This is a genomic window from Holophagales bacterium, from assembly GCA_016699405.1.
In the GTDB taxonomy this organism is placed as follows: Bacteria; Acidobacteriota; Thermoanaerobaculia; order Multivoradales; family JAGPDF01; genus JAAYLR01.
This window is the reverse complement of record CP064972.1, coordinates 61,547-88,165: the sequence shown is the minus strand read 5'-3', so window position 1 is coordinate 88,165 and position 26,619 is coordinate 61,547. Positions and strand designations below refer to the sequence as shown.

28 protein-coding genes and 1 pseudogene are annotated in these 26,619 nt (G+C 66.0%); 19 read left to right on the top strand and 10 right to left on the bottom strand.

The features are described from left to right. Positions 1-57: 57 nt before the first annotated feature. Positions 58-238, bottom strand: a pseudogene (locus IPJ17_00410) (protogloblin ApPgb). Positions 239-313: 75 nt separating this feature from the next. Between IPJ17_00410 and rnk the strand changes: the two are divergent. Further along, positions 314-724: a nucleoside diphosphate kinase regulator gene (gene rnk, locus IPJ17_00405; protein ID QQR74101.1), complete on the top strand. Its 411-nt coding sequence runs from the start codon at positions 314-316 to the stop codon at positions 722-724. 25 nt (positions 725-749) lie between these two features. Here rnk and IPJ17_00400 read toward each other — a convergent pair whose 3' ends face one another. After that, entirely contained in the window at positions 750-1,544 is a 795-nt protein-coding gene (locus IPJ17_00400; GenBank protein QQR74100.1) for a helix-turn-helix domain-containing protein, read from the bottom strand. Between the two features lie 305 nt (positions 1,545-1,849). Here IPJ17_00400 and IPJ17_00395 point away from each other — a divergent pair, with 305 nt between their 5' ends. The 3 genes from IPJ17_00395 (at position 1,850) to IPJ17_00385 (ending at position 3,834) form a co-directional block, all read left to right on the top strand. Further along, the gene (locus tag IPJ17_00395) at positions 1,850-2,371 is read left to right on the top strand and encodes a DUF4142 domain-containing protein (GenBank protein ID QQR74099.1); all 522 of its coding nucleotides are present in this window, start codon (positions 1,850-1,852) and stop codon (positions 2,369-2,371) included. A gap of 5 nt (positions 2,372-2,376) precedes the next feature. After that, positions 2,377-2,730 (top strand): cupredoxin family copper-binding protein, encoded by a 354-nt coding sequence (locus tag IPJ17_00390; GenBank protein ID QQR74098.1) that lies wholly within the window; start codon positions 2,377-2,379, stop codon positions 2,728-2,730. A gap of 801 nt (positions 2,731-3,531) precedes the next feature. Then, a complete protein-coding gene (locus IPJ17_00385) occupies positions 3,532-3,834 on the top strand; it encodes a nucleotidyltransferase domain-containing protein (protein ID QQR76044.1) in 303 nt (100 codons plus the stop codon). 142 nt (positions 3,835-3,976) lie between these two features. Here IPJ17_00385 and IPJ17_00380 read toward each other — a convergent pair whose 3' ends face one another. After that, positions 3,977-4,474 carry a hemerythrin domain-containing protein gene (locus IPJ17_00380; GenBank protein QQR74097.1) on the bottom strand — a complete coding sequence of 166 codons (498 nt, stop codon included), beginning with the start codon at positions 4,472-4,474 and terminating at the stop codon, positions 3,977-3,979. Between the two features lie 37 nt (positions 4,475-4,511). On the opposite strand from IPJ17_00380, the gene IPJ17_00375 reads away from it, so the two are divergent. Beyond that, positions 4,512-5,174, top strand: a complete 663-nt coding sequence (locus IPJ17_00375; GenBank protein ID QQR74096.1) for a 5-formyltetrahydrofolate cyclo-ligase — start codon at positions 4,512-4,514, stop codon at positions 5,172-5,174. On the opposite strand, the gene IPJ17_00370 is transcribed toward IPJ17_00375, so the two are convergent. Then, positions 5,171-5,908 carry a hypothetical protein gene (locus IPJ17_00370; GenBank protein QQR74095.1) on the bottom strand — a complete coding sequence of 246 codons (738 nt, stop codon included), beginning with the start codon at positions 5,906-5,908 and terminating at the stop codon, positions 5,171-5,173. The two genes, IPJ17_00375 and IPJ17_00370, sit on opposite strands and share 4 nt — an antisense overlap. Positions 5,909-5,974: 66 nt before the next feature. Between IPJ17_00370 and IPJ17_00365 the strand changes: the two genes are divergently transcribed. The 4 genes from IPJ17_00365 to trpS all read left to right on the top strand — a co-directional run bounded on the left by IPJ17_00365 (position 5,975) and on the right by trpS (position 9,016). Then, entirely contained in the window at positions 5,975-6,229 is a 255-nt protein-coding gene (locus IPJ17_00365; protein QQR74094.1) for a ferredoxin family protein, read from the top strand. Between the two features lie 16 nt (positions 6,230-6,245). Continuing rightward, positions 6,246-6,758: a PAS domain S-box protein gene (locus tag IPJ17_00360; GenBank protein ID QQR76043.1), complete on the top strand. Its 513-nt coding sequence runs from the start codon at positions 6,246-6,248 to the stop codon at positions 6,756-6,758. A gap of 18 nt (positions 6,759-6,776) precedes the next feature. After that, positions 6,777-7,955, top strand: coding sequence for an FAD-dependent oxidoreductase (locus tag IPJ17_00355; protein ID QQR74093.1), 1,179 nt, complete (start codon positions 6,777-6,779; stop codon positions 7,953-7,955). Between the two features lie 89 nt (positions 7,956-8,044). Next, positions 8,045-9,016 (top strand): tryptophan--tRNA ligase, encoded by a 972-nt coding sequence (gene trpS / locus IPJ17_00350; GenBank protein QQR74092.1) that lies wholly within the window; start codon positions 8,045-8,047, stop codon positions 9,014-9,016. Between the two features lie 176 nt (positions 9,017-9,192). Here the strand turns inward: trpS and IPJ17_00345 are convergent, their stop codons facing one another. From IPJ17_00345 to IPJ17_00330, 4 genes are all read right to left on the bottom strand, one after another. Next, positions 9,193-10,509: an NAD(P)/FAD-dependent oxidoreductase gene (locus tag IPJ17_00345; GenBank protein QQR74091.1), complete on the bottom strand. Its 1,317-nt coding sequence runs from the start codon at positions 10,507-10,509 to the stop codon at positions 9,193-9,195. Positions 10,510-10,519: 10 nt separating this feature from the next. Beyond that, positions 10,520-11,026, bottom strand: a complete 507-nt coding sequence (locus IPJ17_00340) for a DUF4149 domain-containing protein (GenBank protein ID QQR74090.1) — start codon at positions 11,024-11,026, stop codon at positions 10,520-10,522. A gap of 105 nt (positions 11,027-11,131) precedes the next feature. Continuing rightward, entirely contained in the window at positions 11,132-11,833 is a 702-nt protein-coding gene (locus tag IPJ17_00335; GenBank protein ID QQR74089.1) for an ArsR family transcriptional regulator, read from the bottom strand. A gap of 96 nt (positions 11,834-11,929) precedes the next feature. Further along, positions 11,930-14,053: a 2-oxoisovalerate dehydrogenase gene (locus IPJ17_00330; GenBank protein QQR74088.1), complete on the bottom strand. Its 2,124-nt coding sequence runs from the start codon at positions 14,051-14,053 to the stop codon at positions 11,930-11,932. A gap of 299 nt (positions 14,054-14,352) precedes the next feature. Here IPJ17_00330 and IPJ17_00325 point away from each other — a divergent pair, with 299 nt between their 5' ends. The 5 genes from IPJ17_00325 (at position 14,353) to IPJ17_00305 (ending at position 18,322) form a co-directional block, all read left to right on the top strand. Continuing rightward, positions 14,353-14,847 (top strand): DUF488 family protein, encoded by a 495-nt coding sequence (locus IPJ17_00325; GenBank protein QQR76042.1) that lies wholly within the window; start codon positions 14,353-14,355, stop codon positions 14,845-14,847. Positions 14,848-14,915: 68 nt separating this feature from the next. After that, on the top strand, positions 14,916-15,377 hold the full coding sequence (locus IPJ17_00320) for a cytochrome c oxidase subunit II (protein QQR76041.1): 462 nt from the start codon (positions 14,916-14,918) through the stop codon (positions 15,375-15,377). Next, a complete protein-coding gene (locus tag IPJ17_00315) occupies positions 15,374-16,834 on the top strand; it encodes a cbb3-type cytochrome c oxidase subunit I (protein ID QQR74087.1) in 1,461 nt (486 codons plus the stop codon). Before IPJ17_00320 ends, IPJ17_00315 begins: the two co-directional genes overlap by 4 nt. After that, positions 16,831-17,463, top strand: a complete 633-nt coding sequence (locus IPJ17_00310; GenBank protein ID QQR74086.1) for an SCO family protein — start codon at positions 16,831-16,833, stop codon at positions 17,461-17,463. The genes IPJ17_00315 and IPJ17_00310 overlap by 4 nt, the downstream gene beginning before the upstream one ends. A 58-nt stretch (positions 17,464-17,521) precedes the next feature. Continuing rightward, the gene (locus IPJ17_00305; protein QQR74085.1) at positions 17,522-18,322 is read left to right on the top strand and encodes a hexameric tyrosine-coordinated heme protein; all 801 of its coding nucleotides are present in this window, start codon (positions 17,522-17,524) and stop codon (positions 18,320-18,322) included. Between the two features lie 90 nt (positions 18,323-18,412). On the opposite strand, the gene IPJ17_00300 is transcribed toward IPJ17_00305, so the two are convergent. After that, positions 18,413-18,856, bottom strand: coding sequence for a copper resistance protein CopD (locus tag IPJ17_00300; GenBank protein QQR74084.1), 444 nt, complete (start codon positions 18,854-18,856; stop codon positions 18,413-18,415). Between the two features lie 31 nt (positions 18,857-18,887). After that, the gene (locus IPJ17_00295) at positions 18,888-20,213 is read right to left on the bottom strand and encodes an NnrS family protein (GenBank protein ID QQR74083.1); all 1,326 of its coding nucleotides are present in this window, start codon (positions 20,211-20,213) and stop codon (positions 18,888-18,890) included. A 155-nt stretch (positions 20,214-20,368) separates the two neighbouring features. Between IPJ17_00295 and ric the strand changes: the two genes are divergently transcribed. The 5 genes from ric (at position 20,369) to IPJ17_00270 (ending at position 26,609) form a co-directional block, all read left to right on the top strand. Continuing rightward, the gene (gene ric, locus IPJ17_00290; GenBank protein ID QQR74082.1) at positions 20,369-21,037 is read left to right on the top strand and encodes an iron-sulfur cluster repair di-iron protein; all 669 of its coding nucleotides are present in this window, start codon (positions 20,369-20,371) and stop codon (positions 21,035-21,037) included. Positions 21,038-21,117: 80 nt separating this feature from the next. Then, positions 21,118-21,588, top strand: coding sequence for an azurin (locus IPJ17_00285; protein ID QQR74081.1), 471 nt, complete (start codon positions 21,118-21,120; stop codon positions 21,586-21,588). Between the two features lie 217 nt (positions 21,589-21,805). Then, entirely contained in the window at positions 21,806-23,062 is a 1,257-nt protein-coding gene (locus IPJ17_00280) for a hypothetical protein (GenBank protein ID QQR74080.1), read from the top strand. A gap of 108 nt (positions 23,063-23,170) precedes the next feature. Then, positions 23,171-24,304, top strand: a complete 1,134-nt coding sequence (locus IPJ17_00275) for an MFS transporter (GenBank protein QQR74079.1) — start codon at positions 23,171-23,173, stop codon at positions 24,302-24,304. Then, complete coding sequence (locus IPJ17_00270) at positions 24,297-26,609, top strand: molybdopterin oxidoreductase family protein (protein QQR74078.1); 2,313 nt, start codon at positions 24,297-24,299, stop codon at positions 26,607-26,609. Before IPJ17_00275 ends, IPJ17_00270 begins: the two co-directional genes overlap by 8 nt. Positions 26,610-26,619: the final 10 nt, after the last annotated feature.

Genomic DNA, 26,619 nt, shown 5'->3' with positions numbered 1-26,619 from the left:
CCCGCGAAGACCCGGTCCGACCAAGGCTGGACGCCCCGCAGTGATTCCGAACCGATCTCAGAGGTCGCCGTCGCGGACGTACGGCTGGCCCCAGAGCGTGACCTCGAGGATCCCTGACTTCAGCCACGCTTGGTGCATCTTCTCCACCTCCTCCACGCCGTGCCCCCTTTTCTGCAAGAAACCGCATCAGGGTCGCGGTGATCGGGTAGATGAATGTCGGCAGGTAGCGGTAGCTGATGTTGTCTACGCCGGGGGGGGCCGCCCCGGAGTAAGATGGAGACGGTCGGCGACGGCCCGCCGAGGAGGGTTCGAGTTGAGTGAGCGCAACATCTTTCTGACGGCCGAGGACCGCAAACGCCTGATCGCGCTCCTCGATCGACCCACGGCCGACTGGGACCGCGACGACGTGCGCGATCTCGTCGCCGAGATCCAACGCGCGAGCGTGGTGCCGGCAGCCGAGATCCCGCCGGACGTCATCACGATGAACTCGAGGGCACGGCTCCTCGATCTCGATCGGGGCACGACGCTCGAGTACGCGCTGGTCTACCCCCAGGATGCGGACTTCGCCGACGGGAGAATCTCGGTGTTCGCGCCGATCGGCGCCGCGATGCTCGGCTATCGCGTCGGCGACGAGATCGAATGGACCGTGCCGGGCGGCCTGCGGCGCCTGCGGGTCGAGGCCGTGCTCTACCAGCCCGAGGCGGCCGGAGACTTCTCGCGCTGAAGCGTCGTTCCCGGCGACACCCTGTTCACGCGGGGCGCGGCGGCGGGACGACTTCTCCGATACCGGGACTTTCCGGCGGTCCAGGCCGACCGTCGCGGTCGAGCAGGACGCACACGCAGCAGAGGCCAGGGCGGGGGGCGAGCACCGGCTTCGCCCCGCGGACCGCCAGGCCGTCGACCACGCCTTCGAGCAGGTCGAGGTTCATGCCGCAGACGAGCTGCGTGTGCTCGCCCACGAGCGCGTGGAACGGGCAGTTGCGCAGCCGCAGCTCCGTTCCGACGAGCTCCGGCTCGTAGCCCTGGGCTACCAGGACCGCCGCGAGCTCGGCCAGGAGGCGGCGCCGGCCGGCACGCGCGCCGGCGCGCGCCCGCGCTTCGGCACCCAGGCGATGCCCCCTCGCCCGCGCGCTTCCAGCCAGTGCGTCGCGCGCCTGCGAGGCGAGACTCTGGTCCACCGCTTCGGCCAGCAGGTGCGCCGCGAGCTCGTAGCGGCGCGGCGGCAGCGACACTTCGAGCTGCCGACCCGACCGACGGTAGAGCTTGGAAGGCCGGCCCGCTCCCGGGCCGCTCCGCGCGGAGAGACGACGGAAGCTGACCTCGAGGAGTCCTTCCTCCGCCAGGCGATCGAGATGGAAGCTCGCGACGCTCCTCGACACGCCTGCGGCACGCGCCGCCTCTTCCCGGCTGACCTCCCGACCGGACGACACGACCTGGCGGTAGATCGCCCGCCGCACCGGGTCACCGAGCAGCGCCAGGCCGCCGAGCTGCTCCTCGAGCTCGTCGGGTGTGACATCGGGTGGAGCCTTCGTGTGCTCGGACATGGAAACTCTCGGTCACGGCCGGGAGCGCCGGGACGGACTCCTCTAAAATAGTCCCACTCTCGTCTAGAAAGCAATTCCGGCGCGGGTAGCAAGGCCCCAAGAGCCCGGGCGATCGCCTTCGAGGTGATTTCGGAAGCGCCCGCGAACCCAGACAGCCCAATTGAGCATTCGATTCGCGCCGGCGGACATCGGGACCCCCGCCACCCCTTGACATCCCATAGGAACCCTCTCTAAAATCGCCCATGTGAGTTTTAGAAACTCGCCGGCGCCCGCTCCCGGACGTTGAGCCAACCCCAGGAGGACCCATGAAGATCCCGCTCCTCGCCGCCGCCTCGACTGCCCTGCTCCTCGCCGTGGCCCCCGCCTCGGCCCAGATCGACGACGCCCAGATCGCGGCGATCGTCGTCACCGCCAACCAAGTCGACGTCGACGCCGGCAAGCTCGCCGTCGAGCTCTCTCGGAACCCAGCGGTCGTCGAGTTCGCGCGGCTGATGATCACCGACCATACCGGAGTCAACGAGGCCGCGACTGCGCTGGTCACGCGCCTCAGAGTGACGCCGATGGAGAGCCCGACCAGTACCAGCCTCAAGCAGGCCGGTGACGAGCACCTCGCGCGCCTCAGGAAGCTCGAGGGCACCGCATTCGACACGGCCTACGTCGAGCACGAGGTCGCCTACCACGAGCAGGTGATCGCGGCGATCGACAGCACACTGATCCCGGGCGCGACGAACGGCGAGCTGAAGTCGCTCTTGGTCAAGGTTAGGCCGGCCTTCGATGCTCACCTCGCGCACGCGCGTCAGCTTCTGAAGTCCCTCACCAAGAGCTGAAGCAGATGAGCGCGCTCGCTGCCCGGCGGCTCGCGCTCGTACTCGCGGCGGCGGGGCTCCTCCTCGTAGGAGTGAGCCTCACCGTCGCCGCCGAGGAACGGACCGGGCCGCGCCGTCACACGGTGACGATCGAAGGCAACGCATTCCGTCCGGACGATCTCACCGTCGATCGCGGGGACACCGTCGTCTGGGTCAATCGCGACTTCTATCCGCACACCGCGACCGACTCCGAGGGAAGCTTCGACTCTGGAGCAATCCCTGCCAACGAATCCTGGGTGCTCACGGTCGAGACCTCCGGCGAGCTCCGATACTTCTGCACCATTCATCCCACGATGAAGGCGACACTGCGTGTCCGCTAAGCGCCACACTCACGACAACTCGGCCTCGGGCGATACCGGCGACCTGTTGACGGAGGGCTCAACACCGCTCCAAGGTGGGTGGTGGACGAACTCGACTCCCCGGAGGAGGCGAGGGCCCCGCACGCGGGCCGGGTGAGGGCGCACTGGAGCGTCGGCGAGCGGCATGACAGCGGCCCTTCCCTGGCCCAACGCTCGCTTTCCTGGGGCCGGACGGCAGCGATCGCCTCGCAAGGTGGTCGGAGGATTCGACGACGCACCCGCGCCAACATCTCGCGAGGGCCGCGACCAGTCTCGAGGTATCGTGACCTCTCGGCGAGGTCAGGAGGCTCGAAGATGAAAGACATCCGGGCGCTACAGGAGCGGGCCAAGGAGCTCCGGTGCCTCTATGCAGTCGATGCCGTCGTCTCGGATCGTGGGCAGACACCAAGTCACGCCTTCCTCCGGGTCGTGCGCGAGATTCCGGCCGGTTGGCAGAACCCCGACACGACCGGCGCCTGCATCGTCTACCTCGGGCGCCACTACGTAGGACCTGGATTCTCCGCTGACGGTCGACAGCTCTCGGAAGCGATCACGTTGTGGGGCGTCGCCGTAGGTCAGATCTCGGTGAGCGACCACGGCGAGGAAGCGATGGGCTCTCAGAAGCCCTTCCTCGCCGAGGAAGAAGAGCTCCTGCGTCGCATCGCGTCGCGCTTGAGCGAGTATCTAGAGTGGAAGCACACCGAGCTCCTGGGCGAGCGGACAGCCGCCAAGCGAAACCACTGGGCGTGGCGTGAGCGCTTCGCCGCCGCCCTCGCCGATCAGATGGACCCGACGCGTTTCGGTGTCTCCCGGATTTTTCTAGGGGGCAGCACGGCGCGCGGTCACGCAGGCCCGGGGAGTGATATCGATCTGTACGTGGTCTTCGCAGGCTCCGAACCACAGAGGCACGAGCTGAGTGCCTGGCTGGAAGGCTGGAGCCTCTGCCTCGGTGAAGTCGCGCTCCAGCAGACCGGCCAACCGTTCCCGGGAGGAATCCTCAACGTCCAATGGCTCAAGCAGGAACCGGACATGAGGCAGCGCCTCGAGCTGCACGAACTGGCATTGAGGAGCCCCTCCGAGGCCTGACAAGAGCTCCGAAGGGGTCGCCGCAGACGTCCTGCGCGGAGACCGGACGACCTAACGTTCGACGATCGCCCCCTCAGTTGCTGTCCACCCCGGATCGCTGGACCAGGCGCCTGTTCGCCCGGTTCGTTCCAATCGGGTTGTCCTACTGCGACGCGGACTTGGCAGCGTGCCTCGCCCTCTCAAATTGCTCGCCGAGCGCCTCGAGACGCGAGGCTTCGATCTGGTGGGAAGCGAAGGCGAAGAGAACGCGCTCCTCCTTCTCGAAGTGGCTCCTTGCGACTCCGAGCACCCGGGTCAGAAGTGGACGCCATTCGGGGGCGGTGTCCTCCAGGCTCTCCAGTCGTGCCAGGCCGTCCTCGATTTCCGCATGCTCGGCCCGCATCACCGGAAGAGGACCGTTGTCGGTCGGCAGCTTCGCTTCCAGCTCGACGAACAGGAGGTCGTCCTCCAGCCGCGCGTGCAGCTCGAGCGCCCGCGCGAATGCTTCGGCCTCAGGCCAGCGCGAGCCGTTCCCGGCCAGACGAGCCATGGCGCTTCGCAGGTCGTCGTGTTCGCGAGTCAGAATGTCTACGATGTTCATGTCTTCCTCGTTCTCATCGTCGGCACTGGCCGCATTGCCAGGTGCTGGGTCTGCCATCATCCTCGTGGCAGGATCGGCCTGAGGAGATCGCACGATCGTGAAGAAACCAGCGGCCGAGCTCCCCGATGACGCTTCCGAACCGGCGAGCCGGAGCGGTGCGATCGCGTTGGCGAAGAATCGACTGCGCTCTGTCGCGCGGGCGCACCAGGAGTCCGTCGAGTCCGCGCGGCTTCGTGCCGTATCGACTCGCATCGCCGAGTCCGTCCTCGAGCTTCCCGAGATCGAAGGAGCCGAGGGAGTCCTCATCTGCCTCTCTTTCGGTCCCGAGGTCGATACCTGGGATTTGACCGACCGACTCCTCCAGAGCGGGAGGTCCGTGTTCGTTCCGAGAGCCGAACCGCGAGATCGCCAGCTTCACGTCCACCCCTACCCGTGCCAGCTTCGAACGTTGTCGTTCGGGCTGATGCAACCTCCTCGAGGTACTCACGAGCTCGTCGATTCGGAGATCGCTCAGAGAGTCGACGTCGCACTTGTTCTCGGCCTCGCGTTCGACCGACGCGGATACCGTCTCGGGCACGGGAGCGGCTACTTTGATCGGTTTCTGTCTCGTCATCGGGTTCTTGCCGTCGGCCTGACACCGGCTGATCTGCTGTACCAGGAGCTGCCAGTCTCCGCGCACGATCTCCCCATGTCGATCGTGGTGACCGAACGCGAAGTCGTCCGAACGGTAGCCAGAGCGTCCGGCGACCGGCATCCCTAGTCGTGGAGGTGTGAGTCTCCGGGCTCGCCGGAGTCTTCGCGGCCGCCACCATGGCCAACGGCCGCCGCATCGAGCGCTTCGACGTAGTGGGTGAACTCGACGTAGGCCGCGACGTACTCGCGTCCCGCGGCCACGGACTCCCTCGCATGCACCTTCGCCTCGCGGACGGTGGCAAGGCGCTGACGCACTCCGTTCGCAAGGGCGGCCTCCAGAGATTCAACGAGCCCATCGGTGGCACCCGAGTCGATCGCCCGGTCCGCCATGGCGATGATCGGTTCTACCGGCGTACCCGCCGGCGCAAGTCCGGTGTACGGGAAGCCTTCGCCTTCTCGATGAAGGCGAACCACGGTCTCGAAGAAGAACCGGTCCGCGAGCGTGCGGGCTTCGGGGGTCAGAGCCCGTACGGCGAGCGTCTGTCCGAAAGCATCCCGTACCGTCTGTTCATGACTCGGCTCGACCCAAGGCAGTACGGGTTCCACCTTCCCCGTCTCGAGCGCCTCTCGGGCCGCCGACACCACGGGCCCTTCCAGGGTGTCGCAGTGAGCGAGGGTGATCCTCGGCACCGACACGAGGGCGATCCACATCAAGCATGCGAGCCACATAGGTGAAGGAAAGCGAAGTCTAGGGGTGATGAGGTTCATACCGATCTCCTTGATTGCAGCGTTGCGCAGGCTGAGCTCTCGGGCCTTTGTCATGTTTAACGTGAGTATAAACTTGACAACTAGGAGCGTCAAGTCTACGCTTCGTACTCGCCGGGGGAGGCCGAGCGCCGCGCTGAACCCGGAGACTGGAGGCGAGAGATGCCCCACATCATCACCGAGCCCTGCATCGGCGTGAAGGACACCGCCTGCGTCGACGTCTGCCCGGTCGACTGCATCTACGGCAAGGACGAAGACTGGGAGATGCTCTTCATCCACCCGGAGGAGTGCATCGACTGCGGGCTCTGTGTCGACGCTTGCCCGGTACAGGCCATCTACCCACAAGAGGAGGTGCCGGAAAAGTGGCGCCACTTCATCGCGCGCAACTACGAACACTTCACCCTCACGGCGCCCTAGGATGGACTTGGAAGAAATGCAGCGGAGCTCACCCCAAAGCCCGAAATCGTTGAGCCGCGAGGACCTCGGTGATCGGCTCCTCGCTGGGACGCCCGAGGCGATCCTCGTTTGCGATCGGCTCGGCATCCTCCGCTTCTGGAACGTTGGGGCGGAGCGTCTCTTCGGATATCGCGCCGACGAGGCCATCGGCGCCTCGCTTGACCTCGTCATCCCGGAGCGGCTCCGAAGCCGGCACTGGGCCGGTTGGGCGGTTACGATGCGCTCCGGGCACACGCGGTACGGAGACGGGCGGCTCCTCGCCGTGCCTGCGCTCCACAAGGACGGCCGACAGTTGTCCATCGAGTTTTCGATCCAACTGCTCCCCGGACCTGGCCAACCGGTCGAGTGGGTCATCGCGATCGTTCGCGACGTATCCGAGCGCTTCGCTCGTGAGAAGGCGCTGCGACTGCGTGTGCGGGCGCTGGAGTCCGAACGCGGCGCTCCGCGCCCCGACGATGAACTCACGCACCGAAGCGATCCAGCAGCCTAGGAACACGGAGGAACGGCGATGCTTTACTACCCCTACCTGATCGTCGGCGGTGGCATGACAGCCGACGCCGCCGTACGTGGTATTCGCGAGCTCGACGACTCAGGTGCTATCGGCCTGATCGGAGCAGAAATGGACCCCCCATACGCCCGGCCGCCGCTCTCGAAGGGGCTCTGGAAGGACGAACCGCTCGAGGGAATCTGGCGCGGTACCGAGCATTCTGGCGTCGAGCTCCATCTCGGCCGCCGAGTCACGGCACTCGACCTTGCGGCCCAGACGGTGCTCGACGACCGGGGCACAGCCTACCGATTCGAGAAGCTCCTCCTCGCGACAGGTGGGAGGCCCCGCCGCCTGCCGTTCGGCGGCGACGGGGTCGTCTACTTTCGCAACCTCGCGGACTATCGCCGCTTGCGCGCGCTCGCCGACCGCGGCGCCCGTTTCGCGGTGATTGGTGGAGGCTTCATCGGCTCCGAGATAGCTTCAGCGCTGGCGTCGCAAGGACGGTCGGTGACCATGCTCTTCCCCGAGGAGGGGATCGGCTCACGCGTCTTTCCCGTCGACCTCGCCCGGTTCCTGGTGAGCTACTTCGGGGAGAAGGGCGTCGAGGTCCTCCCCGGTCGGAAGGTGACCGACTTGATCAAGAAGGGGGAGCATTACGAGCTCGAAGCCGGCGAGAATCTCCACCGAGAGGTGGATGCCGTCGTTGCAGGACTCGGAATCGTCCCCGAGACCGACCTCGCGGCCTCGGCCGGGCTCGAGGTCGACGACGGGATCGTGGTGGACGAGCGGCTGAGAACCAGCCATCCCGCAGTCTTCGCGGCGGGCGACGCCGCGCGCTTTCCCTCACCTGCGCTGGGGCACCGCATTCGCGTCGAGCATGAAGACAACGCCTTGTCGACGGGCCGTGCCGCGGGACGGGCCATGGCGGGTGACGAGTCGCCGTACAATCACCTGCCGTTCTTCTACTCCGACCTGTTCGACCTCGGCTACGAGGCCGTCGGGGAGCTCGACCCACGACACGAGATCGTCGCCGATTGGAAGGAGCCGTTCCGCGAGGGCGTCGTCTACTACCTGGCGAAAGGGCGCGTCCGCGGGGTGCTGCTATGGAACACGTGGGGTCAGGTCGACGCGGCGCGGTCTCTGATCGAAGCTCCTGGCCCCTTCCGTACGGCGAATCTCATCGGCCGCCTGCCGGGTTGACACTTTCGGCGCCAGCAAGGCCCGGCCCGCCAGGCACCACGCACGCCGCAGGCTGCGGTGGACCTCACGCTCCTGGACGGAGGAGCCCGATGCGCATCGTCGCGGGCGTCCAGCCCACCGGGAGGCTGCACCTGGGAAACTACCTGGGAGCCGTTCGTCAGTTTCTCGACCTCCAGAGCGAGCCCACCCACGACTGCTTCTTCTTCATCGCCGACCTCCATGCGCTGACGACGATACGTGATGGCGCACTCCTGCGCTCGCAGACCCTCGAGATCGCCATCGACTACCTCGCGCTCGGCCTCGACCCGGCTCGCGTGGCCGTCTACCGACAGTCGAGCCTGCCGCAGGTCACGGAGCTCGCCTGGATTCTGTCCACCGTGACTCCGATGGGGCTGCTGCGACGCGGCCACTCCTACAAGGACAAGGTCGCGCGTGGCTTGGCACCGACGCACGGCCTGTTCGCCTATCCGGTGCTCATGGCGGCCGACATCTTGAGTCTCGGTGCCGAACGTGTGCCGGTAGGACGAGACCAGGCGCAGCACCTCGAGATGACGCGCGACCTCGCTCTGGCCTTCAACCAGGCGCACGGCAAGAGCCTGCTACGTCTTCCCGAGCCGATTCTCCAACCCGGAGCGGACTTGGTGCCCGGGATCGACGGACGCAAGATGTCGAAGTCTCACGGCAACGTCATCGAGCCCTTCGCGCCGGAAGCCGAGTTGCATCGCTCCGTGATGTCGATCGTCACCGACTCGACGCCCCTCGACGCCCCCAAGCCGACACGGGGACCGCTCTTCTCGCTCCTCCATCTTCTGACCCCACCCGACGGATGGCCGGATACTCGCCGACTCTTCACCGAGGGAGGCCAGGGCTATGGCGCGCTCAAGAAGCGGCTGCTCGGGCTCATCCTCGACACGTTTCGTCTGGCCCGGCTACGCCGCGCGGAGCTCCTGCGCGATCTCGGCTTCGTCGAATCGGTTCTACACTCGGGCAGTCAGCGTGCGGCTGCTGAGGCGAAGGCCATCATGGAGGAGATCCGCCGGGCCTGCGGCCTCACGGCTTGAGCCGCACACTGCGCCCTCGTGCCGGTGCGAGACCTCGGCCCGCTGCCGGGCATCCAGGCACGTGCACAGCGAGCGCCCTCAGGCCTCGGCCTCGCGCAGCGGACGTTGCCAGCTCGATCCGGAGCGACTCGCTCGAGCTCGCAGCCTGCCACGATCGATGTGCCGAAGCCCTTCCGTCAATGAATCAGCCGCGATCCACGCTGCCACGTGAAATAGGACCAGACCCACTGGGAGAAGACGAGCAGGCGGTTGTTGAACAGAGCGAGCTGACCGAGATGGAGCGTCGCCCAGAGCAGCCAGGGCAACCAGCCGGCCAGTCGCACGCGACCGCGTTCGAAGAGCGCGAAGTTGCGGCCGACCACAGCCAGGTTGCCCAGGTCTCGATAGCGGAATGGACCCGGACTCCTGCGCCCAAGCTCGCGACTCGCGATCACCCGCGCGACGTAGCGCCCCCCTTGCAGCGCGACCTGCGCCACTCCGGGCAAGGGCCTTCCATCTTGGCTGTGAAATGCGAGGTCGCCGATCACGAAGATCTCGGGGCGATCGGGGACGGACAAGTCCTGTTCCACTCTGATTCGGCCCGCCCGATCGGTCTCGGCACCGATCCAGCCCCCGATCGAGGGTGCGGCGACGCCCGCGGTCCAAATCACGGCATCCGCGGCGATCCGCTCGCCGGCCGCCAGAACGCCTCGCTCATCCACGGACTCGACCGGCGCTGCATCGCGAATCTCGACTCCCATATGGACCAGGCGCTCGCTCGCGCGGCGCGCCAGGTCCCCGTCAAAAGTCGGAAGGATGCGGGGACCAGCCTCGAGAAGCAGGATCCGCACATGCTGTGGGTCGAACCGGCGGAACTCTCCCGCGAGCGTCTGACGGGTGAGCTCCGCGAGCGCGCCCGCCATCTCTACGCCCGTCGGGCCGGCACCAATCAGCACGAGCGTCAGGTCACCCCGGTCGATAGGAAGGACAGCGGCGGCTTCCGAGCGTTCGAGTACGGAGAGGATCCGGCTCCTGACGGATGTCGCGTCCTCCAGAGTCTTGAGTCCGGGGGCGAAGTGCTCGTAGCCGGGGTGTCCGAAGTAGCTGTGACGGACGCCGGTCGCGAGCACGAGGTAGTCGTATCGAATCCGTGACGGGCACGATCCGTCGATCTTGAGAAGAAGCTGGCGATCATCGGGATCGAGGCCGACGGCCTCCGCCATCACGACCGTCGCGTTGTCCTGGCGCTGAAGAACCTGACGCAGCGGCGATGCGATCTCCGCCGCAGAGAGCGCGGCGGTCGCCACCTGATACAACAGCGGCTGGAACAGATGATGGTTCGTGCGATCGACGAGGAGCACATCCACCGGCGCGTCGCGAAGGGCTCGGACTGTCGCGAGTCCACCAAAGCCTCCTCCGACCACGACGACTCTGGGCCTCGCGCGCGCGCCGGCCGCGCCTCCTGACGGCCGGGTTTCTTCCTCTCGCCACAGCTCGACAGTAGCTGGCCCCATCGAGTTCCCCTCAGGGTAGACCTCGAACCAAGAGCACCGCCAAGGCCAGGATGGCCAACGAAATCGCGAGCTCGCATCGGCCCAGAGTGGAGGCCTGCGCCCGCGCACGCGCTGACTCCTCACTCCCCGGATCGAGCGCGAGGAGGCGCGTCGCCCGTGGACCGAGCACGAAGTCATGAAGAGAATGGACGGCGATCAGGAGGGTGACCAGCCCGAGCTTCCATGCCAGGACGCGACCCCAGGGACTCGTCCAGAAGGCCGCAGCCGTCAACGCTTCCCAGGGAACCCCGCGCAGTCGCAAGTTGGAGAGTCCGGTGACCAGGAGGATCGCGAGCGAGAGCCAACCGACCAACCGGTACCTGAGTCCGACAACCGTGAGCAACCGGGTTCTCTGGGGCGCCAGGTCCGGCGCCCGAAGCGCCGGAACGAGCACCAGGCCAAAGAACGCAATCGACCCGATCCAAACCGTCGCCGCCAGCAGGTGGAATCCGACGGAGACGAGGTAGAGAGTGCGCATCCTGCTCACCGCCGAGAAGGTGTGAGCCTCCGGCTCATTCTGCCGAGGCCATCCGGCACGCAGCAGGTGCATTCAGAAGTCCACTTTCGCGGCAACCGGAGAAGCTCACGCAGATCGCTTCCCCACCGGATCCTTCCGGCTCGCCGGCCGGCGTTTCGCTCTGGCGCTCGAAATGGAGTAGACGCACGCGTGGCTTCCTTCCGGCATGAAGGCTTCGCGGGCGGGGCGATCTCCCACCAGGCCCTCGATCAACGCCAGTTCGAACCGGCAGGGAAGATCCGAGATCGCGACGAGATCTTGGATCGGGCAGTGACAGAGGCGCAATTGAGGCCCACTGGCCGTGTCGACGATCTCGGCCAGGAATCCGTCCTCGGAGAGGATGTCGGCGATCTTCTGCAGTCGCTCGCGGCCCTCGAGACCGGCGATCTCCGCCTCGGCCGCGCGGCGCTTCCGTGCGAGTCGCGCCGCGAAGAACTCCTCGAGCAGGTCGCGTTGCCCCTGGTCGAGAAGAAAACTCGCCAACTCCCGTAGCAACGCTCCCTCACGGCGCGGAAACAGCTCGTCCCCGGCCGCCGTCAGCCGGTAGAGCACATGAGGTCGCCCAGGACCCGCGCGCTGGACGCCGGACCGCTCGACCAGTCCCTGCGCGGCAAGAGACTTCAGGTGAATCCGGAGCGTCTCTCGGCTGAGCTCCATGCCCGCCTCGAGGTCCGCGAGGGTGCACTCTCCGGCGCGTTTCACGAGCTCGAGGAGCCTTCGCTGACTCTCACCGATCCCTGGACCGATGATCGGAAGTGCCTTGCTCATGGTCCCATTCCTTTCATTGTCGTGATTGCCGCGGCTTCGCGCCGTGCTCTCGAGGTGCGGCGCCGACCTCCGCCAGTCAAGGACCCACTCCGGGCATCAATAGGCAAGGGTCCTCCGCGCCGCCTCGAGAACTCGATCCACGTCGGGGAGGATCGCACGCTCCAGCACCCGGTGGAAGCCTACGGGAGTGAAGGCCGAACCGACCCTGTCGACCGGCGCGTCGAGGTAGGCGAACAGCTTCGAGGTGATCTGTGCTGCGATCTCCCCACCGAATCCCCCATGAACCTTGTCCTCGTGGACGACGAGTGCCCGCGAGGTCTTCCGCACGGACCTGGCGATCGCCTCCCAGTCGAGCGGAACCAGCGAGCGCAGGTCGAGGACCTCGACGCTCCGGCCTTCCTCGGCCAGGTGCTCGGCAGCTTCGAGCGCAAGATGAACAGCGGTGCCATAGGTGACGATCGTCAACTCGCTTCCAGCGCGGCGCCGCCGCGCCCTGCCGAATGGCACGCAGAAGCCGGGCGGAACGTGGGCTCGCGCCGTACGTGCGTTGTAGAGGAACTTCGGCTCGAGATAGACCGTGATTCCGCGGGAGCGGACGGCCGTCCGAAGCAATCCGGCTGCATCGTCGGCGAAGGCCGGCGTTACGATCCGGATCCCGGGCAGCGTGGCGAGCCACCCTTCGATGTTCTGCGAGTGATAGAGGCCACCTCCGATATATCCGCCCGAGGCGAGGCGGATGGTGACGTTGGGCACGAACTGGCCGCGGGTACGCCAGAATTCGTGCGACATCTCCACCATCTGCTCGGCCGCCGGCCAGAAGTAGTCCGCGAACTCCGCGCCCTCGACCACGACGCGGATGCGCTCGTCGAACCGCGAGAAGCCATCGGCGGTGCCGAGGATGTAGTCCTCGGCGATCGGGCCATTGAAGATTCGGCGCGCTCCGAACTCCTGCTGCAGCCCTTTGCTGACGTTGAAGATGCCACCCTTGTCCTTGTTCGCGACGTCTTGCCCCCACAGATAGGTGTCCGGGTTCTCGCGGAAGAGCTCTTTGAGCGTCGAGTTGAGTGCCTCGATGAACGACATCTCGGGCAGGGCCGTCCCCGCCGCCTCGGCAGGGGTCCAGTCGACCTCCGCGAGGCCATCGCCCTCGGGTTGCCAGGGATCCGGTACGACGAAATCGAGGACCGTTGCCGGATCAGGATCGAGCGCGCGGCGAACTCGATCGGCACACTCTTCGTAGATCCGGAAGTTCTCGCTCTCGATCGCCGCGACCTCGTCCTTGGTGGCCACTCCCTCCTCGATCACGCGCGCACGGAGCCGCGCGAGCGGATCCCGCGCTCGGGCTTTGTCGAGCTCCTCGCGACTGCGGTAGAGCTCGTGCCGATCCGAGTTCGAATGCGAGTGGATGCGCACGCACTCCGCGTGGACCAGGGCACACCCCGCACCGGAGGCGACATAGCGCACGGCAGCCCGCAAGGCGCGCATCGAGTCGACGAGATCGGTTCCGTCGCAGTGGAGAATCTCGAGGTTGAGGAAGCCGGCGAAGTTGTCCGAAGCGAAACGATTGGCAGTCTGGTCGCTTTTCGGAACGGAGATTCCGTAACCATTGTCCTGGACGACGAAGACCACCGGGAGCTTCTCGCGCGAGGCGCCGTTGACAGCCTCATAGAAGTAGCCCTCGGAAGTCGAGGACTCGCCCAGCGAGCAGAAAACGATCGCATCCGAGTCGTAGGTCACGATCGCGCGGCCCAGACCCGCAGCGTGCTGAGCGTGGTTGGCGACGCACGACGAGACGTTCTGGATTCCGATCGCGGGCTTCGCGAAGTGATTGGACATGTGCCGGCCGCCGGCGGCGACGTCATCGCGCTTCGATAGTCCGTTGAGCAGGATCTCCTCAACCGAAATTCCGGCCGCCAGACAGGTCGCGAGGTCGCGGTAGTAGGGGAACAGGTAGTCCTGGCCCTGCCGAAACGTGAGACCGAGCGCAATCTGGATTCCGTCGTGGCCAGCGCACGGCGCGTGGTACGACCAGCCGAGCCCCTGCTTCAGATAGTTCGGAGCCTTGTCGTCGAGGACTCTCGCCAAGTGCATGAGCGAGTATGCGTGCCGCAGATCCAGCGCCTCGGGAATGACCGACTTTGCATCTTGGCTCAGCGGGCCGGCGGGCTGCTCTTTCACCGCGGATCCTGGATCCTCCAGGCGGAAGGGGACGACAGTCATCCGGCGCCTCCCCCTCCGAGGAAAGCCCGTGGGCCACCCCTGGCGTCAGAACCAAGAGCGCCCCCTTCGTTCTCCCACCGATCCAACTGCCTTCGGTCGATGCCTACCGGCTGGCTCGCAGACCTGCCCGACCCTGGAATCGACGGGATCTCCCGACGCGGTGGAACGGAGACCGCGGGCCGGCGTGGGACGACATCTCGAGGTGAAACGCTGACTGGGGAGCTCATCGGCATCTTCGACCTTCCAACGAAAGCGTAGGCTTGACGGGCTTCATTGTCAAGCTTAAAATGCTGTTAATCATGACAACTGCCAAGAAGACAGCGGCCGTCACGATCGCGATCGAGCGCGTGTATGAGCGCTCCCCGCAGGCGCTTGGTCGTGCCTTCCTCGTCGACGGGCTCTGGCCGCGGGGTCTCCGTAAGTCCGACCTCGCAGGCGTGACCTGGTCCCCCGAGGTCGCACCGAGCCGGGAGCTGCGGCAATGGTTCGACCATCGCGCCGATCGGTGGCCCGCGTTCCGACAGCGCTACGAGCTCGAGCTTCGTGCTCGCCCGGAAGCCTGGGAACCGCTCCGTGCCGCGCTCCACGACCGGCCGATCACTCTCCTCTACGCCGCTCGCGACACGGAGCACAACAACGCGATCGTCCTGCGCGACTTCCTTCGCCGCCGGACGCACCGGAGCGCCGGTCCGCCCAGGCAGGGGCGAGCGGTTGTTCCGCGTCGATCCGGCTCGACTCCGGGCTCGGTCGACGGCTCCTCTCCGCAGCTGCCAGGAAGACGGGGCAAACCATGATCCAGCTTAAGGCCGCGCTCCTATCGCTCGTCCTTTCGCTCATCGTCATCGGCATCACGCTCTTCGTCATGCGGCGAGCCGCGTCACGGAAGGCGGACGCACCGGCGACCGTCTACCGCGTGCGGCGGTACTACGCCGTCGCGCTAATCGCCGGGCTCGCTCTCCTGCTCTTCCTGACGCTCGCGCGGACCCCCTATGTCCGCTCTGCCCTGGAGACGCCGGACAAGAAGATCGACGTCGTCGGCTGGATGTGGGCCTGGGATTTTCAGGCCGACGGCCAGAGCGTCGGGCATCCCCTGGTGCTCCCCGCGCGGAAGCTGGTTGAGTTCGCCGTCACGTCGAAGGACGTGAATCACGGCTTCGGTATCTACGACCCAGATGGCCGGCTCGTCGCCCAGACCCAGGCGATGCCCGGATACGTCAACCACCTGCGCGTTCGCTTCGAGGAGCCCGGGACGTACCACGTCCTCTGCCTCGAGTACTGCGGCGCCGCCCACACGATCATGATGGCGGAGATCTCTGTCCAATGAGCGCTCGAGCTGAAACGCGCGAACCCGCCGCTCGCGACCAACGGCTGGTCGCCACTTGGCTTACGACCATGCTGGCGGTCTTTCTCCTCATGGTGGTGCTGGGCATCACCATGCGCCTCTCCCAAGGCGCTGTCGTGTCGCTCTCTTTCCCGGACTTCTACGCGATCATGACGATGCACGGTCTCGGCATGGCCGGCTCGCTCTTCGCAGCGGGGATCGCAATGGTCTGGTTCGTCGCGGCGCGCTATGCCCGCCCGAGCCGTGCCGCGATGTGGATCGCCTATGCGCTGTTCGTCGCCGGCGCCGTGGCGCTCCTCGTCGCGACTCTGGTCGGGAAGTTTGCGGCGGGATGGTATGCCCTCTACCCGCTACCCTTCCTCAAGGCCACCTGGCCCTCCTGGGCCACGGGCGCCACGATCATTGCCCTGATGGCAATGGGCCTCGCCTGGCTCGTCGCCCAGCTCGACATCCTCCGGGCACTCGCGGCCGAGTACGGCATCGGCCGGATGTTCGCCTGGGATCGATTCCGGCGCCAGGATGGAGCACCCGTTCCGGCGGCCGTCCTCATCGCATCGGTCTGCGCCGTCGCCGGGATCTTGGGGACCATCGTCGGGGCCGCCACGCTCATGATGTACCTCTTCAAGTGGTTCGCACCCGCGACCGAGTTCGATCCCCTGCTGCTCAAGAACAGCATGTTCATGTTCGGCCACACCATCGTCAACGTCGCGATGTACTGCGGAATCTGTGTGATCTACGAGTTGATGCCCGGATTCACAGGCCGCCCCTGGAAGGTCACGAGAACGGTTGTTCTGGCTTGGAACGCGACGCTCCTGTTCATCCTCTTCGCCTACTTTCACCACCTCTACATGGACTTCGCGCAGCCGCTCGCTCTCCAGGTCCTCGGCCAGATCGCCTCCTACGGATCAGCGGTACCCGCCACCGCCGTGACCGTCTTCGGGCTCGGCAGTCAGATCCACCGCTCTGGACTGCGCTGGAGCTTCGTTCCGGCGGCGTTCACGCTGGGAATCCTCGGATGGGTCCTGGGCGGCATCACCGCGGTGGTGGACTCGACGATTGCCGTCAACCTGGTCTTCCACAACACGCTCTGGGTACCGGCGCACTTCCACACCTATTTCCTGGTCGGGTACGTCCTGATCCTGCTCGGCTTCCTCTTCCAGCTTCTGCGTTCCGGCGCCGAGCGACTCGCCAAGGTCGGTCTGGCGGTCATGGTCGCGGGGGGCTACACCTTCGTTCTCATGTTCTTTCTCGGTGGGATGGACTCCGTACCGCGCCGCTTCGCCACCTACCAGACCATCCCCTACCCCTGGCTCGTCGAGCGGGCAACCGAGCTCGCGAAGTGGGGGGCCGGAGCCGGTAGCGTCTTCCTAGTGGGAGCCCTGATCTTCTGCGTCTCACTCGTCCTCGGCCGCCGGCGGTCTGCGAACCCGGACGAATGAACTCCTTCTTATCCCGCCCAGGTTCCCGCAAGGCGGGGTCCTACCTGCCGGTGATTCTTGTCGCCGGAGCATGGATCGCCCTCGGGGCTTGGTGGACGCATGGTTTCTCCGTGGTCACGTCCTTCTCCGCGGCACGAGTGGCCCCCGGGCCGCTACCTCGACCGGCACCCCGATTCGAGGTCATCGACCAGGCGGGACGCGAATTCGACCTCGGTGCCGAGGAGGGAGGGTTTCGGCTCGTTCAGGCGATGTACCTGCGCTGCCCGGACGTCTGTCCGATCGCAATGTCCCGACTCCAGAGACTGGCAGCGGCACTCTCTGACATCCCACCGAGCCACCTGAGAGCCGTCAGCATCAGTGTCGATCGCGACACCCCCGACCGACTGCGAACCGTCTGGGAGGCCTACGGCGCCCCCTCCAACTGGTCGTTCGTGACCCCGGCAGATGGGACCCGCGACGACGAGCTCTTGCGCCAGCTCGGAATCTGGGTCTACCGACGCCCCGACGGCCTGATCAACCATGGAGTTGACATCTTCGTGATCGACCCGACCGGGAGTGTCGTGCGCATCCTGTCGGCGGACGAGGGCCTGGACCAGCTCGCCTCGAGCGTGCGCGGGATCGTTGGATGAGGCGCCTCGTCTGGATCGTCGCGTTCGCGCTCGCCTTGAGTCTTTCCCCGCTCGATCGATGGCTCGACGGGACCATGCCGCGACTCGTCCTGCTCGCCATTCCAGTGTGGGCCACGCTCGGAATCCTCGCGATCCACCGAACCGGTCGGGTCTGGTCCCTCGGCAACCCGCACGGCCTGACGGGGCTCGCCTGGGCGCTCGGCACCTTCGCCTTCTGGATGATCCCGCGCTCGGTCGACGCAATCCGCACCAGCGGCATCGCCGACCAGCTCATGCACGCCTCGCTATTCCTGGCCGGGGCCGCGCTCGCCGCGAGCTGGAGAGGCATGCCGTTCGTCATCCGCGGCGTGCTCGGGATCTACGGCGCCGCGATGACGATCGCGCTGGGGTTCGTCTACACGAGCTATTCAGCGCTCCTGTGCGGCACCTTCAATCTTGCGCAACAACGACTCACCGGATCCTGGCTCCTGCGAGTCTCGCCTGCGATCGTCCTGCTCGTCATCGTGACCGGCGTTCGATCGCTTCGCGCTGCGTCGCGACGTGGAGACTCGCGACGCGTCCGATCCGGACCGCCCGTACCCGGCACGGGTGCGGTGGCCCGCACCCCCCTCGAACAGGAGGTCTTGCCGTGACCGAGACTTGGCTTCCTTCCCTAATCACCGCGACGCCACAGGAGGGCTTCGAGCTCGCCATCACCCTCAGCCGACGCGGTGTCAAGTACACCCAACCCGACGTCGAGATCCTGAAACGACTGCGCCCGGACTACGCGAACTCGGCCGAAGCCCTGACCGCCGCCTCGCAGGTCGTGGCCATCAACTTCCACACCGTCGCCGCCGCCAACGATTACTGGCGGAAGTAGGCCAGAACCCCCCGAGGGTCTAGTAGGCGACATCCCGGGCGCCGATTCATGCGACCGAAGGGTGAGACGGGCGATTCCTGGGCCCCGAGATCAGTAGAACCAGCCAGTTCGGAACGAAACGCCAACGACAACGAAGAGGACCGAGACGGTCGTCACCGGGACGATGTGCCAAGCAAGTGCGGTCAGATTCTTCTCGGAGAGGTGCGGGATCACTCGCAGGCGCGCATCGAGCGCGAAGCCGACGGTGGTCGCAAGCAGCACGAGCTTCACACCGACGAGGGTCGCGACCGGGTCGGCGAAGGAGAGCCATCGCGAGAGCTCCGGCACCATCCTGTGCGCGAGCCAGAGGCCGGTGGCTACCTGCACGAGCAGCGCCGGCATGCCGATTCGCTCGTAAGCGGACTCGAAGTCGAGTAGCCGCGCCGGCGCCTGCTCGCGCAGCACCCTCGGCAGAATCGTGATTGCGAGGACCAGGTGGCCACCTGTCCACACCGTGGCGGCCAGAATGTGCAGTAGCAGGATGACTCCGTACACCGTCGTTCTCCTCCAGGAGAAGCGGGCGCGCTCAGCGGCCCTCGAAAACGCTACCCGACGCCTCGGCCATGACCGCCCTCGCCGTCGCGAGCGGACGGCTGGCGCGAGCGAGGCGCGGAACGATCCAGATTGCCCACCACGCGAGTCCCGAGACCTCGAGAAGGCCCGAGACACCGGCCGGGAGGAAGGCCGAGGGGGAAAGATCCGTGAGGACCTGTTGACTCACCCGCACGGCACAACCCAGATTGAGTAAGACGAAAGGTCCGAGCGGCATGGCGGCGCCCGCAGCGCCACTCCCAGTCGGTCGGGGTGCGATGCGGGATGCGACGCCAATCATCATCAGGCTGATGAACCCGACCGTGATCGCATGACGGGTTGCGCCATGCCAGGCGTGCGAAAAGGCGAGACCGAGCGCACGCGACCAGAACGGCCCGGCGACCAGCATGACGAGGGACACACCCAGCCAGATGTGGGCTGCGCGCACGAAAGCGAGCGGCGAAAGTCGTGGCAGGTCGTAGCGAGGGCGCAAGAGGGCTCGGAGATTCGATACTGCAACTAGCGTGACGATCGAGAAGACAACCGTCGCGATCCAGTAGAAGAGGAGGAACACCGGCTGCCTGGTCGCCATCGCGAGCGGGAAGAGCACCACTTCGCCGACGATGGCGAATTGGAGCGGCCAGAAGAGCCGGCCTGCCCGTGACTCGTCTGCCATCGGGGTGCCAAACAAGCCAGGCAAGACGCGCAGCGAGACGCCGAGGATCATCGACACGGCCAGGCCGTGGATCTGCAAGTCGCGCAGCGGCAGCTGCCATGTGGCGATCTCGGCGAGCAGCGCATCGCGCCCTGGGGCTCCGACGGTGTGAACGAGGTGATAGAGGTCCAGAGTGGCGGCCAGCAGGAACCAGACGAGTCCGGCCGCGAGAAAGCGATCGGCGACCCGCCAGCGCGATGTGCTTCGACGCGCTGTCGCTGAGAGAATCGCGACAAAGATCGCAATCACCGCAAGCTGAAGCGCTCCGGCTCCGATTGCCAGCTCGCCCCAGCGGCCTACTGGTCGGGCCTCAGTGACCGCGCGCACGAGGATCGCGAGCGTCATCACCAAGAGAAGGGCTCGCGCAAGCCGGGGTGCCGCGAGCTGCGCTCCCCAGAATGACGGGAACATCTGGAGCGCAAAGCCCAGGATGAACAGCCCCATCCAGCCGTAAATCTGCGCCTGGCCGTGGGCGTTGATCTCGAAGATGGAGGGCGCGGAGAAGTCTCGAGCCCGCGCGATACGCAGCAACAGCCAGGCGCCCCAGGTCGAGCCGGCGGTCAGCGTGATGCAGATCGCAACCAGGAAGAACCGAGGGTAGACCAAGCCGGGACCGCGGATTCCCGAAGGGCTCGAGACATGGCTATCATTTATCATGCTTGTTGTGACTTTATACTTGACAATATCTCCCGTCAACCACATGATCGGCGTGCGGGTGGCCGCGCTTCAGCCACCACCGGACCACCAAGGAGAGCCACGCCATGAACCTAAGCCCTCAGTCCCGAGTCGGCGACATCGCCGCCCACCATCCCCTCGCAACCCGCGTCTTCGCCCGCCATGGCATCGACTTCTGCTGCGGAGGCGGCGTGGCGCTCGCCGACGCCTGCGCGAAGCGCAACGTCGACACCACGGAGGTCCTCGAGGAGATCGAGCGCGAGATCACTTCACCCGCCGCCTCCTCCGTGACCGCACCCTGGAACGAGGCGCCCCTCGCCGAGCTGGTCGCTCACATCGTCGAGCGGTATCACGAGCCCCTTCGCGAAGAGCTCCCCCGACTCGAATCGATGGCACGCAAGGTCTTCCGCGTTCACGGGGACAAGGACCCAGAACGTCTCGGCGCGTTGCTCGAGAGCTTTCTTCGGCTCAAGGGCGAGCTCGATCAGCACCTGACTGAGGAAGAGCAGTCGCTCTTTCCTGCCCTTCTTCGCGCCGCTTCCGATGGGACCTCGGACGTGCAGGCGTTCGTCGACGATCACACCCGTGTCGGCCAGGAACTTCACCGTATCCGCGAGCTGACCGACGAGTTCCGCGTCCCCGCGGGCGCCTGCAACACGTGGAACGCGCTCTGGCACGGGCTCGCCGCGCTCGAGACGGACTTGCACGAGCACATTCACCTGGAGAACAACGTCCTGTTTCGACGCGCCGCCTGACCGCTCACTAAGCCAAGCCCGGTCAGGCCCTACCGGCGACGGGCTCCGGTCGAACTGTAACGATGGTCCAAGGAGAATCCATGAAACGCACTGAGAGAGTCGGTCGTCTTGCCGCCGGATTCGCTCTGGCCGCAACCTTCGGACTTCTTGCCATGGCGCACGCAGAAACGCCACGGGTGATCAAGCTCAAGGGTACGGACACGATGAAGTTCGACGTAACCCGCATCACTGCCAAGGCCGGCGAGCTGCTCCAGGTCGAGCTGACGACCGCGAGCAGCGTCTCGAAAGAGCAGATGGCGCACAATTTCGTGCTGCTGGCCAAGGACACGCAGGCCGACTCGTTCGTGATGGCCGCCTCGATGGCGCGCGACAGCGGTTACATCCCGCCTTCGCAGAAGCAGTACATCCTGGCCCATACCGAGTTGGCGGGCGGTGGCGAGACGGTCAAGGTGACCTTCAATGCCCCGAAAGAGCCGGGCGAGTACCTCTACATCTGTACCTTTCCGGGGCATTACCTCGCGGGGATGAAGGGTACGCTGGTCGTCAAGTAGATGGTCAGGTTCGAACCGTTCGCAAGGGCCGTGTCTGCGAAGCCCCTGCCTTCCGGAGGTCAGGTCTCGGCGCAAGGCGGGGGCACAGTGCTGGGAGAGAGAGCGTCGTACTGTCCCAGCGCATCGCTGCGGTCTGTTCGCCCTTGCGTCTCGAGCCGTCCGCGCCAAGGCGCTCTCTTCGCCACGTGATGGCTACTCCCGCAGCCCGGAGGCCCCGATGCCTGCAGAATCCGTGACCGTTCAGGAAGTTCGCGCCAACTCCGCGCTGCTCAAGCTCGATCTCTACTGCAAGGGCCTGCGCATGGACGACTCCTGCTTTATCGAACAGGACGGCGGACGAAAGGTCCTACGCACCAGAGCAGGGCTCGGGAGCGGCCTCGAGCTCGTCCTGCCGGGAGGGCTCTGGACCAACGTACCGGTCTCCGAGAGCTTCGCGCAGCGGTCGCCCTACACGCTCCACCGCGAGCATGGCCGGTATCGGCTGCGTCATAGCGGTGAGCCCGTCACAGAGGTCGCGCTCTCGCCACGCCCCGAGTGGTACGACGCGAAGCTCGCAAACGGGAAGCCGATGACCCGTATCGGGACGCTCCAGGGGACCTACCTCGGTATCTACCAGGCAAAGGTCTGCGAGTACTGGACTCAGAAGCCGACCAAGATGAACTGCAAGTTCTGCTCGGTCGGCCTGAACCTGGGCGTCGATGATGCCGACGAGAAGTCCGTCGAGGAGGTGATGGAGGTGATCCACGCGGCGCGGCGCGAGAGCGGCATCACCTATGTGGACTTCAATACCGGACACTACGACGGCGATACCTACCTCGACATTCTCGAGCCCTACATCCTGCGCATCAAGAAGGAGCTCGGGCTCCTGGTGGGTGTCCAGACACCACCACATCGGGACCTTCGCCGCTACGACCACCTGCGCGCGATCGGCGTCAATCGGGTCTCGTTCTGCTTCGAGATCTTCGACCGGCGCCTCTTCGAGGAGATCTGCCCCGGGAAACACGCTGAATACGGTCTCGACTACTACCTCGAGGCGACGCGCTACTGCGCGACGCTCGGCGCCAAGGGACCGGCCGACGAACCCTGGGTGACGAACGGCGAAATCATCGCCGGGCTCGAGCCTCCGGAGTCGTCGATCGCCGCGATCGACTGGATCACCTCGGTGGGTGCGATTCCGACCGTGTGCGTCTTCCGGCCGCTGGTCGGCACCGATCTCGAGGATGCCGAGCCACCGAGAACCGAAGAGCTGATTCCGGTCTTCCGCCGCCTCTACGAATCGACGATGGAGGCTGGCCTCCCGATCGGTTGCGCCCCGAACATCCACGTTTCGCTCGTCATGCTTCCCGAGGAGTGCCGCGCCCTCTCCCCGAAACGCTACCCCTGGCAGAGGGCGAAGCTGGGGGTCATGAAACGCGTCTTCGGCAGCAGGTTTGCCCGGCGCCTGCGAAAGATGGAAACTGCGAACGCCGCATGAGCCGAGTGCTCCTCGAGCGGGCGGGCAGTGTCGATTCGGCTGGCGTCAAGGTACCATCCTGAGAGCACACGAGAGAAGGTTCTTCGGATGAGGACTCGAGATCCAACGATGCGTGAGACGGCCGGACCGATCGCTTGGGGCATCGCGACCACGACTGCGCTCGGGGCGCTGATCGTCGCCGGATCGCGGAACCTCGCGCACTTCGACGCTGCGCTGGTCGCGTACACGTTCTCGGTACTGTTCGCCACCTTCGGCCTGACCTACCGCTATGCGATGTGGCTCAAACGGCCACCGACCGACTTCTATTGGCGCCGCGGGTGGCAGGTCTTCTTTCGGCCGGGCCGAAGAGCCCGGCACCTTGGTGGACTTGCCTGGCACGCGGTGTCGGACATTGCCCTCAACCGCTTCATCTGGGCGCGCGGCCGCCTGCGCGGGCTGACTCACCTGCTGATTCTCTGGGGGTGCGTCCTCGCGGTCGCAATCACCTTTCCTCTCGTCTTCGGCTGGCTCACCTTCGAGTCGGTACCCGGTTCGCCCGCCACCTATCGGGTGATCGCTTTCGGCTTCCCGGCATTCTCGTTCCCGAGCGGCTCTTTCGTTGGCTTCCTGCTCTTTCACGGTCTGGTGTGGGCGTCCTTCCTGGTCATCGCTGGCGTCATGCTCGCGATGCGGCGACGCATGCGCGAGGAGGGCGCCGCGGCGCTCCAGAGCTTCGCCGAGGACTTCCTGCCCCTGATCCTGCTCTTCGCCGTCAGCCTGACCGGTCTGATGCTCACGGCGAGCTACACGTGGATGCACGGCTATGCCTACGACTTCCTCGCGATCTTGCACGCGGTGACGGTGATCTTCACGTTCCTCTGGCTCCCCTTCGGAAAGTTCTTCCACGTCTTCCAGCGACCCGCGCAGATCGCCGTACGTTTCTACAAGGAGACCGGGCGCGACTCCGAACCCGAGCACTGCGTCCGCTGCGGCCACGCATTCACTTCACGCATGCACGCCGACGACCTGATCGAGGTCGAGCGCCAGCTCGGCTTCGACTACCGGCTCAGCGGTCCCGCACGCCACTACCAGCAGGTCTGTCCACCTTGTCGGCGGGCGCTGCTCGCCGCGGCCCAGGGCGCGGCATGGCGAGGAGTGCGCGGCGGCCTCTTGGTCGCGCCCGGCACAACCCCCGAGCACGTCAACCCGGGCATCGGCGAGGGGCCTCTAGGCATATCCGACGCGGAGAACTTCCATGGCTGAGCACGACTCATTCAGCGGTCTCGCGAGCCGGCGCCACACGCCGCTCGATCCCGAGCCGGCGGACCCCTACGGTCCACACCCGGCTTGTCCGAGCGGTTTGCGGCTCGACACCGGTGTCGAGCCCGATCGCGTGGTCGACACCCATTGTTGCTTCTGCGGCCAGCAGTGCGGCATCCGCCTCAAGGTCAAGGACGAACAGGTGATCGGCTTCGAGCCGCGCTACGACTTTCCGTTCAACCGCGGCATGCTCTGCCCGAAAGGGATCAAGCGTTACCTCCAGGGAGCGCATCCGGATCGGCTGCTATCGGCGCTGGAGCGCGACGAGTCCGCGCCGGGGGGATTCCGGCCACTTCCGTACGAGAGCGCCATCGAACGCGCTGCCGATTCGATGCGTCGCATCCAGGAGGAGCATGGTCGAGATTCGATGGCCGTCCTCTCTGGGGCAAGTCTGACCACCGAGAAGGCGTACCTCATGGGCAAGTTCGCCCATATGGCGCTGGCAACGTCGAACATCGACTACAACGGGCGGCTCTGCATGGTTTCGGCCGGCGCCGGCAACTCCAAGGCCTTCGGCATCGACCGCGCCGCCAATCCCTGGAGCGACATCCTCGGCGCCGAGGTCATCTGGATCTCCGGCGCCAATGTCGCCGAATGCGCGCCGATCACCACCGACTACGTCTGGCAGGCGCGTGAGCACGGCGCTCGCGTGATCGTCGTCGATCCGCGGCTGACGCCGATCGCCCGCACCTGCGATCTCTTCCTCCCGATCCGACCGGGAACCGACGTGGCGCTGTTCAACGGCGTGTTGCACCTGATGATCGAGAACGGGTGGGTCGACCGTCGGTTCATCGAGCAGTCGACGGTCGGCTTCGAGGACCTGGAAAAGTCCGTCGCGGAGTGGACGCCCGCGCGCACCGCACGCACCACCGGAATCGCGGAAGCCGCGATCCGAAGGGCCGCGGAGTGGTGGGGAACGGCGAAGACCAGCTTCCTGATGCACGCCCGCGGCATCGAGCACTCGAGCCATGGCGTCCAGAACGTCCTGGGCGCCATCAACATCGTGCTTGCCTCGGGTCGTATCGGCCGCGAATTCTGTGGCTACGCCACGATCACCGGCCAGGGCAATGGTCAAGGGGGCCGTGAGCACGGCCAGAAGTGCGACCAACTTCCCGGTGGGCGGAAGCTCGCCGATCCGGAAGCCCGCGCCTACGTCGCTGGTGTTTGGGGCATCACCCCCGACGAGCTCCCCCAGCCTGGCGTTGACGCCTACGAGATCTTCCGCAAGATCGAGCGTGGCGAGATCAAGGGCCTGCTCTCCATCTGCTTCAATCCCCTCGTCTCGCTTCCCGACAGCGACTTCGTCCGCGCCATGCTCGGCCGCCTCGACTTCTACGTCGCGATCGACTTCTTCCTCAACGAGACGGCGCGACATGCGGACCTCGTGCTGCCGGGCTCTCTGCACGAGGAAGACGAAGGTACCGTCACGACCGCAGAGGGGCGTGTCATCAAGATCAACAAAGCCGTCGAATGTCCGGGGGAGGCCAGGCAGGATTGGCGGATCATCCAGGATCTGGCGCGAGGACTCGGGCGCGAGAAGGGATTCACGTTCTCGGGAACGCGCGAGATCTTCGAGGAGCTGCGAGTTGCCTCCAAGGGGGGGGTCGCGGACTATTCCGGCATCTCGTGGGACAAGATCGAACGCCAGCAAGGCGTCTTCTGGCCCTGCCCTTCGGAAGAACACCTCGGAACACCGCGCCTTTTCGAGCCCGGATCGTGGAATGTAGTGGCTCAGGGCGCAGGCCCCTTCTATTTCTCCGACGGACGGGCACGTTTCAACGTAGCCACATTTGCCCCACCGACCGAGACCCCGGACGAGGAGTACCCGTTGATCCTCACTTCCGGGCGCCTCATCAGCCAGTTCCTCTCCGGAACTCAGACCCGCCGGATCGGCCCGTTGCTCGACATGGACCCCGAGCCGTTCATCGAGCTCCACCCGCACCTGGCTGACCATCTGGGAATCGGCGACGGCACCTGGGCCACCGCCGAGACGCGCCGCGGCGCGTTGACGCTACGCGCGAAGGTCGTCGCGACGATTCGGCCCGACACGATCTTCGTTCCCTATCACTGGCCGGGGCGCCGCAGCGTCAATCGCCTGACCATTTCGGCGCAAGATCCGATCTCGAAGATTCCCGAGTTCAAGGCCTGCGCGGTGCGACTGCGGCCCGCGACTGCTGCCGAATCCAAGGCAGCGGCTGGCGTCTCGACCCCTTCGCGCCGGGCCACACTACCCTTGGCGGGGAACTGACGAGATCCAC